The following is a 7,856-nucleotide window of genomic DNA, read 5'->3' as shown; positions in this document are numbered from 1 at the left end:
ACTTCCGTACCTCGTACTTCTGAAACCTGTTTCTTGTCTCCTGTTTCCTGATTCTTTTAGGCTCTTGTGCAATGTTCTATCCTACTTTTCATTAAAATCTATATCCAATTCGTAAGTGTAAATTTACAGCAACATCACTTTCATTTTCTAAATATCCGGCACTCTTTGCAAAATAATACACATATCCAATTCCAATTCCAGTTTCGTAAGTAAAGTGGTTTCCAATATTTCGTCTAATTCCCCAAGTTGGAACAATTGAAATATCACTTACTACACTTATGTCGTCATAGTTAGAAATTACAAACCAATCTGGATGGTAACTTGTTTCTAAAGAAATAAAATTTCCGCTATTTCCCTCAATTCTTCTGTCTTTCTTAACTCTTTTGTTCAAATTATAATACCATCGAGGTTCCAAAGTGAATACTGGTGCAAATACATAGCCAGTTTTGTCATAAAAAGCTCCGCCCCAAAATCCTGAATCAAATCCGATTTCGCTTCGTAAAGCAATTTGATTCGATAGTTTCGTTTCATTATGTGCCCAAATCCCTAAAAATCCAGTTTGGATTCCGTAAGTTGATTCTTCAACGCTGGCATTTTGAGATTTGGCGATTAAGGTTAGTCCGCAGAAGATTAGGGTAAATGTAATTTTTTTCATTTAGTTCAAATTGTTTTTATGTTACGATATTTGTTCAATGTTGCAACGTACTTCCAACTTCATCCCTCGCACTTCTGAATCTTCCAACTTCGCCCCTCGTACTTCCAATCACTTCTTGATCACGAACTGGATCTTTCGCTCGCTAAGCCTAACATTGGTAATAAAACCTGGCTGTTCAACAATTTCGGCTAAAAAATAATCTTCCCCTTCGGTTACCTCGTTATAATCACAAACCACCCTAAAATCTGAAGCTTTTACCTTTTCATAATCATCCAGGTTTACCTGATAATACAGCAAAATACGTTTTGGAAAATACGACAGGTTCAGGTTATCTGGCACATTAATTACCTCTACGGGTATCTGTACGCTGCCTTCAGTAAACTTATCTACCTTCAGGGCATATTCCACTTCGGTTTGATAAAAACTAAGCATCCCCAAATTTGTAGTATCAATAGGAATAGTACCGGCGATATCGCGGTTCACCTCATTGCGCTCAAGACGAACCGTCTGCACCCTGGTAATAGTATCGATAATATTTTGCGGCCCGCTCACGGTAATGGAATCCGGCTCAAGGGAAACGTTTTTTCCGGCGGAATAGCCCACAGCGTAATTCACAGCTATGTTGGAAATAACGGCAACCCGCGCTTCCTTTTTAGGCTGATAAGGAATAAGAATTTGATCATCAAGAAAAGTAGAATTTTCAAAATCCATCTGTAATTCCTCAGAAATTTCATTCAGGTTATTCTCAATCCTAAAAACAAGGTATTCACCCTGCACTTCGGCATTTGCAAGGTCCACATGCAGCTCTGGCTTAAAAAGCTGGTAGTAAAGAATAAAAAATCCCTGGTCCTGCATGCGCATAGAAATGCTCCCGGGCTTTTCGCTGGAAATACTCTTGTCTAACGGGGCATTGACATATTGTATAGGAATTTGTAAAATCTGGGTATATTCTTTGGAAAGTTGCACCAGTAGCCAGGTTATTGCCGAAAAAAACAGGAAGACAGAGAATGTTTTTACATTCGCCTTTTTAAAATTTCCTCTACTTATCTTAAACCTGTTGAGCATCTTTAAAGAATAATTGAGGAAATACCTCTTCCTCGTTTTTGTTTAGAACCTGAATTTGCCAAAAGGATTTTAAAAATCCGTAACCATAACCTAAAAACTGGATAAAAACTGCCGGCACCGCCAAAATACCAATTTTCATGCTTCTGTTCCTAACCGCAGCATCTATGCCAATAATCCCGAAATATAAGATATATATCACGAGGAACATATTAACGCCGAAAATTGCCAAAATAAAGGCCAGGCCCAGTCCCACAATAAAAACTGAGGGAAACCAATAGGTGATTTTGACCGAATTTGGGTGCCATTTATTTAAAACAGGCCTTACCATCCCAAATTTCTTTACCTGGATGTAAAATTTTGTCCAGTCGATACGTCTTTTATGGAACACTTTGGCCTCCGGAATAAGGCAGGTGCTAAAATTGGCAATTATCAGCCTTAAGGATAAATCGGGATCTTCGCCTGGATGAATTCTTCCGAAGCCGCCCGTTTTTTCAAATGCTATTTTTGAAATCCCCATATTAAAACTCCGTGGCTGGAATTTGTTTACTGAAGATTTCTTTCCGCGGATTCCGCCTGTAGTTAAAACCGAAGTCATACTGTAATCTATAGCTTTTTGAAGATCACTAAAGGATTCATGAGCCGCATCTGGCCCGCCAAAGCAGTCGCAATAACTGTTTTTCAGAAAAAGATCCACCTGTTGCAAATAATCTGAAGGAAGAAGTACGTCGGAATCCAGGATCAGGAAATAATTGCCTTTTGCACGGGCCATTCCGTAATTGCGGGAATTTCCGGGACCGGAATTCGGTTTGGAATAATAATTTATCTGAAGCTGATCTTTAAATTCGGAAACAACTTCTTCAGAAGAAACCGTGGAGCCATCTTCTATAATTACCACTTCAAAAGCCGCTTCAAAACTTAGCTGAAGCATACTTTGCAGCAGTTCCCTGATTTCTTCCGGACGGTTAAAAACAGGAATTATAAAAGAATATTTCAAATCCATCTGATAAAAACTGGTAAAAAGAAAGGCTGTTCAAAAAGCACAAATCATCTCTTTAACCTGATGAAAATACTTCCCGGACAACCTTTTTTTATATTATTTCAGAAGCAATTACCCTTCCTGGTCTTTTTCAAAAGCTTCCATCACCTGCTGGCTCACTCCCATGTTCGAGAATCCGCCATCGTTGTACAAGTTCTGAAGCGTCACTCTTTTTGTAAGATCTGAAAATAATGAGACCGTATAATCTGCACAATCCTGGGCGGTTGCGTTACCCAGCGGCGACATTTTATCGGCATAAGCAATAAAACCGCCAAAACCTTTAACGCCCTGTCCTGCCGTGGTTGGCGTTGGAGACTGGGAAATTGTATTCACTCGTACTTTTTTATCTTTTCCGAAGAAATATCCGAAGCTCCGCGCGATAGATTCTAAATACGCCTTATTATCGGCCATGTCATTATAATCCGGAAAAACTTTTTGAGCAGCGATATACGAGAGGGCAACAATACTTCCCCACTCATTCATCGCGTCTTTTTTATACAACACCTGCATGGTTTTATGAAAAGAAACCGCAGAAACGTCCCATCCTTTGGTGGTATAATCGTAATTCATATCTGTATAATGGTTTCCTTTACGAACGTTTACAGACATCCCGATGGAGTGAAGTACAAAATCCAATTTCCCGCCCAGGATCTCCTGTGCTTTTTCCACAAGATTTTCAAGGTCTTCAACTTTAGTGGCATCGGCAGGAATAATTTCGGCACCGGTTTTCTCTCCCAAATTTTTGATACTCCCCATCCTCATTGCAATAGGCGCATTGGTAAGCACAAATTGCCCACCTTCTTCATGTACACGTTCAGCAGTTTTCCATGCGATAGAATTTTCATCCAGCGCACCAAATATGATCCCTTTTTTTCCTTTTAGCAGGTTATATGACATTTTAATAATTTTTTTGGTTGATAGCGGGTAAAGATAACAAAGATGTTTGAATTCTATTCGTCCTTCAGAATTTTCATTTGGTTTGTAGTTTTTAGTTCGGAGTTCGGAGATAAAATTAGTTGTGGGTTGTGAAGTTTCAGGTTTCAGGTTTAAAATTCCCGCAGAAGCAAAAAGTTTGTTGTTTATAGCTTGGCGTTAAATTATCGGTTGGGGGTTTTCAAAAGTTTTAGGTTTCAGGTTTCTCCCAGATAACGCAGAACAAGACTTTCAAATTATGAACTGAACTTTTCACTCTTCACTTTTCACTCACTCTATAACTATTCATTTTCAAATTAGCGAATTAGCACATTTTTAAATCATTTTTTTCACTTTCCTCTCTCCACTACTAACTACTCACTCAACAACTCTTTGGCATGTGCGCGTGCAGATTCGCTAATATTGTTACCACCCAACATCATCGCCAGCTCCTCTACCCTGTCCGGGTTTTGAAGTTGTTTTATTTTTGTAGTGGTGGTATCTGCAGTATCTTCTTTAAAAATTTTGAAATGGCTGTTCCCTTTTCCCGCGATTTGCGGAAGGTGCGTAATTGCAATTACCTGCATGTTATTACCCATTCGCTGAAGGATCTCTCCCATTTTTTGCGCAATATCGCCCGAAACCCCGGTGTCGATTTCATCAAAAATAATGGTGGGGAGGTTGCTTTGTGCCGCAAGAATGCTTTTTACCGCTAACATAATACGGGAAAGTTCCCCGCCCGAAGCTGCTTTTTTCATTTCCTTAAATGCTCCTCCTTTATTTGCTGCCAGGAACCAGGATAAATGATCCTGACCGTTGGGTAAAAAGGTTTTTTGCTTCTCAAGATCAATTTTTAGCCTCGCATTTGGCATACCGAGTGCTGCAAGGGTTTCTTCGGCTTCAAGGATAAAAGGCGGAATTATTTTTTTCCGGTTGGCATGGAGTTTATCTGCAATCTTCTTTAATTCTGCTTCTTTATCGGCAATGGCTTTGTTCAACTCGGAAAGATCGGTTTCTGCATTTTCACTGGCTGACACTTTCTTCTGAAGTTCTTCCTGGATTTCCTGTAACTCCTCTATACTCGCAGCAGCATGCTTCTTCTGAAGGTTGTAGATAAGCTGAAGTTTTGCATTGGTAGCTTCCAATTCTTCAGGATTTGCCTCTACCCTTTCCAGCGCCCCGGCTATTTCTTCAGCAATATCATCAAGTTCAATAATCACGCTCTGCACCCGCTCGTGCATGCTCCCGTAGTTTGCCGAAAATGTGGAAATTTTGGCCATGGCTGTCCGCACTTCTTTCAGCGTTTCCAAACTTCCTATTTCTTCCTGGGTTACATTATTAAGAGCAAAACTCAGTTGCTCGGTCAATTCTTCAACATTGTTCAGCTCTTCATAACGCCCTTCCAGCTCTTCCTGCATCCCGGGTTTAAGTTTCGCTTCCTGGAGCTCATTCAGCAAAAACAGATTGTAATCGTACTCTTTTGCTGCCTGTGCCTGTTCTTCTTTTAGTTCCACAGCACGCTTCTGAAGCTTTTTGTATTCCCTTAAATGCTGCTTATATTCAATAATAACACCTTCATTTTTGGCGATAGTATCGATTACCTGGAATTGATAATCGATATTCCCAAGGCTAAGGGTTTCATGCTGACTGTGGATATCGATAAGATAAGCGCCCAGTGCATTTAAAGCATTCAGATTGACCGGAGTATCATTTACAAAAGCACGTGATTTTCCGGAGGCCAGAATTTCCCTCCTGATAATGGTTGTGGTTTCGTAATCCAGATCTTCCGCAGTAAAAAAATCCTTTAGTTTATAATTTGAAATATTAAAACTGCCTTCTATAACGCATTTTTTATCTGGATTACGTATTGCGCCATAGTCTGCCCTGTTACCCAAAAGAAGGCCCAGCGCACCAAGCATTATAGATTTTCCCGCACCGGTTTCGCCTGTAATCGTGGTAAAACCCGGCTGAAGATTAATATTTATATCTTCTATTAAAGCGTAATTTTTTATTGAAAGTGCTGTTAGCAATGTAGAAAAATTTGAGCCTAAATATACCTAAGAAATAATTGCGAATCAAACTTAAAGCACTTATTGAAGACTATTCCAGTTCCTGGAATATCGGGGTGCAATATTATTTAAAGTCTGAACCAATGGCTGCAGCGGAATTTCGGGACCGCCTCCAAAAATACGGCCAATCTCATCTGCCTTTGAATCGAAAAAAGTTCGCAGCAGCAGGGGGTTCGCCCGGCGACTGTTCATAACTTCCAGCTTTTCCAGCGCACCGACAACAGCCATTTTTCCGGCTTGAAGATCTGTGTGCATTACATCCAGCCCCAGGCGATGATAATCGTATAAAGCAACGCGATATTCTGCATACGTGTTGGAAAGCAGATCTGTATTTAACCTGTAGCGTGAATGTGAACCGTCTGCCCCTCTCCAGCCCTGGGAATTTCCCTGCTGTGCAGTGGTTACAATCCTGTTGGCTTCTTCAAAATATTCACTGCCTCCATTTAGCTGAAAAGTATCGGCATCCAAACCTAAAATTGTATATACGTAAAACGAAATTACAGAAATCAGGTTGGAAATATAGGAATTCTCACTGTAGTTTAACGGCTGATATTCCCTGTAATTAAAACTGAATTGTTCGTCGTTAAAATTAAATACAGGAGAAATCATCGAAGTTCCGTAAACAGGACGGGAAGATTGCACCTGGATGCTCCCACTGAAGAATTCGCCTTCAAAACTGTTGATGGTGATAAACATACTGCAGTTAATCCGCTCATTATTCTCAAAATCGAGGTTGGTCCAGGTATTCTGATTCACAAAATCTGAAAGTGACCGCTGCAAAGTCCTAAAAACCGAGAGGTTGCTTTGCCCCGTTTGTTCTGCATTAATAATGATCTCGCAGTTAAGTTCCTGGGCAGTAATTGTGCTGAAACTGATAATACACAAAAGAAATGTAAGGAATTTACGCATCGAATAATTGTACAACTTCATTTAAAATGTCCCTGGCTACTTCTTTTTTCGGCTTTACCGGGAAGGCTACCTTGCGGTCGGGATATAAAATAGTTACTTTATTAGTGTCTTTTTTAAAACCTGCTTCTGTGTCCTGCATAGAATTGAGTACAATAAAATCCAGGTTTTTCCTTTCCAATTTTCCTTTTGCGTTTTCCAGCTCGTTATTTGTTTCCAAAGCAAAACCTATAAGTTTTTGGGTGGTCTTTTTCTCCCCGAGTTCCGCAAGTATATCCTGCGTCCTGGTTAATTCTATGCTAAACTGCTCTTCAGATTTTTTAATTTTCTGATCGGCCACTACTTTCGGCTTATAATCTGAAACCGCAGCAGCAGCGATCACCGCATCTACCTGCCGAAAATTGGCATTTACAGCATCGTACATATCCTGAGTGCTCACCACTCTTATCAACTCTATTTGCTCATTCTTTGCTTCCAGATGTGTTGGCCCCGAAATAAGAATCACTTTAGCTCCCAATGCTGCAGCAGCTTCTGCAAGCTCAAAACCCATTTTCCCGCTGGAATGGTTTCCTATAAAACGTACGGGATCTATTGCTTCGTATGTTGGGCCGGCAGTTATTAAAATAGTCCTGGTTTTAAGTGGTAAACTTTGGGAGAGATGCTCTTCTATAAACTTCAGAATTTCTTCCGGCTCTGCCATCCTGCCCTCACCTGTAAGTCCGCTGGCAAGTTCGCCTGTACCGGCGGGGATCATCACATTTCCGTAGCTCTCTAACGTACTAAAACTATTTTTGGTAGACGGATGCTGGTACATATCCAAATCCATAGCCGGTGCAAAAAAAACCGGACATTTGGCTGAAAGATAGGTAGCAAGTAAGAAGTTGTCGCTGTTTCCCGTGGCCATTTTGGAAAGGGTGTTGGCCGTTGCCGGGGCTATAAGCATAAAATCGGCCCAAAGGCCCAGTTCCACATGACTGTTCCAGACTTTATTTTCGTCCTCTTCTTTGGTAAAAGAAGATAAAACTTCATTTTTGGAAAGCGTAGATAGGGTAAGCGGAGTTACAAAGTCCTTAGAAGCCGGCGTCATGATAATTTTTACCTGAGCACCGGCTTTAATAAGTAATCTGACTAAAAAGGCAGTTTTATATGCAGCTATTCCGGCAGTGATGCCCAAAAGAACCTTCTTGCCCTTTAGTACAGACATAGTGAATTT

General features: G+C 40.5%; 7 protein-coding genes. All 7 read right to left on the bottom strand.

Annotated features, from left to right (window positions below; all coding sequences use genetic code 11):
- Positions 1-91: 91 nt before the first annotated feature.
- Positions 92-655 (bottom strand): hypothetical protein, encoded by a 564-nt coding sequence (locus RM529_RS05690; RefSeq protein ID WP_311483788.1) that lies wholly within the window; start codon positions 653-655, stop codon positions 92-94.
- 108 nt (positions 656-763) lie between these two features.
- Positions 764-1,720, bottom strand: coding sequence for a YbbR-like domain-containing protein (locus tag RM529_RS05685; protein ID WP_311483787.1), 957 nt, complete (start codon positions 1,718-1,720; stop codon positions 764-766).
- Complete coding sequence (locus tag RM529_RS05680; protein ID WP_311483786.1) at positions 1,704-2,720, bottom strand: glycosyltransferase family 2 protein; 1,017 nt, start codon at positions 2,718-2,720, stop codon at positions 1,704-1,706. Before RM529_RS05680 ends, RM529_RS05685 begins: the two co-directional genes overlap by 17 nt.
- 108 nt (positions 2,721-2,828) lie before the next feature.
- Positions 2,829-3,653 carry an enoyl-ACP reductase FabI gene (locus tag RM529_RS05675; protein ID WP_311483785.1) on the bottom strand — a complete coding sequence of 275 codons (825 nt, stop codon included), beginning with the start codon at positions 3,651-3,653 and terminating at the stop codon, positions 2,829-2,831.
- Between the two features lie 389 nt (positions 3,654-4,042).
- Entirely contained in the window at positions 4,043-5,698 is a 1,656-nt protein-coding gene (recN, locus tag RM529_RS05670; RefSeq protein ID WP_311483784.1) for a DNA repair protein RecN, read from the bottom strand.
- 60 nt (positions 5,699-5,758) lie between these two features.
- Positions 5,759-6,646 carry a type IX secretion system protein PorD gene (gene porD / locus RM529_RS05665; protein ID WP_489752727.1) on the bottom strand — a complete coding sequence of 296 codons (888 nt, stop codon included), beginning with the start codon at positions 6,644-6,646 and terminating at the stop codon, positions 5,759-5,761.
- Entirely contained in the window at positions 6,639-7,847 is a 1,209-nt protein-coding gene (gene coaBC, locus RM529_RS05660) for a bifunctional phosphopantothenoylcysteine decarboxylase/phosphopantothenate--cysteine ligase CoaBC (RefSeq protein WP_311483782.1), read from the bottom strand. Before coaBC ends, porD begins: the two co-directional genes overlap by 8 nt.
- Between the last annotated feature and the right edge of the window lie 9 nt (positions 7,848-7,856).

The organism is Autumnicola edwardsiae (assembly GCF_031846505.1).
GTDB lineage: Bacteria > Bacteroidota > Bacteroidia > Flavobacteriales > Flavobacteriaceae > Autumnicola > Autumnicola edwardsiae.
This window is presented reverse-complemented; position numbering and strand designations above follow the sequence as displayed.

What these genes read in the sequence shown, in the direction of transcription:
- porD (WP_489752727.1), bottom strand. Translation starts at nt 6,646, where the DNA reads ATGCGTAAATTCCTTACATTTCTTTTGTGTATTATCAGTTTCAGCACA.
- RM529_RS05690 (WP_311483788.1), bottom strand. Translation starts at nt 655, where the DNA reads ATGAAAAAAATTACATTTACCCTAATCTTCTGCGGACTAACCTTAATC.
- RM529_RS05680 (WP_311483786.1), bottom strand. Translation starts at nt 2,720, where the DNA reads ATGGATTTGAAATATTCTTTTATAATTCCTGTTTTTAACCGTCCGGAA.
- RM529_RS05675 (WP_311483785.1), bottom strand. Translation starts at nt 3,653, where the DNA reads ATGTCATATAACCTGCTAAAAGGAAAAAAAGGGATCATATTTGGTGCG.
- coaBC (WP_311483782.1), bottom strand. Translation starts at nt 7,847, where the DNA reads ATGTCTGTACTAAAGGGCAAGAAGGTTCTTTTGGGCATCACTGCCGGA.
- RM529_RS05685 (WP_311483787.1), bottom strand. Translation starts at nt 1,720, where the DNA reads ATGCTCAACAGGTTTAAGATAAGTAGAGGAAATTTTAAAAAGGCGAAT.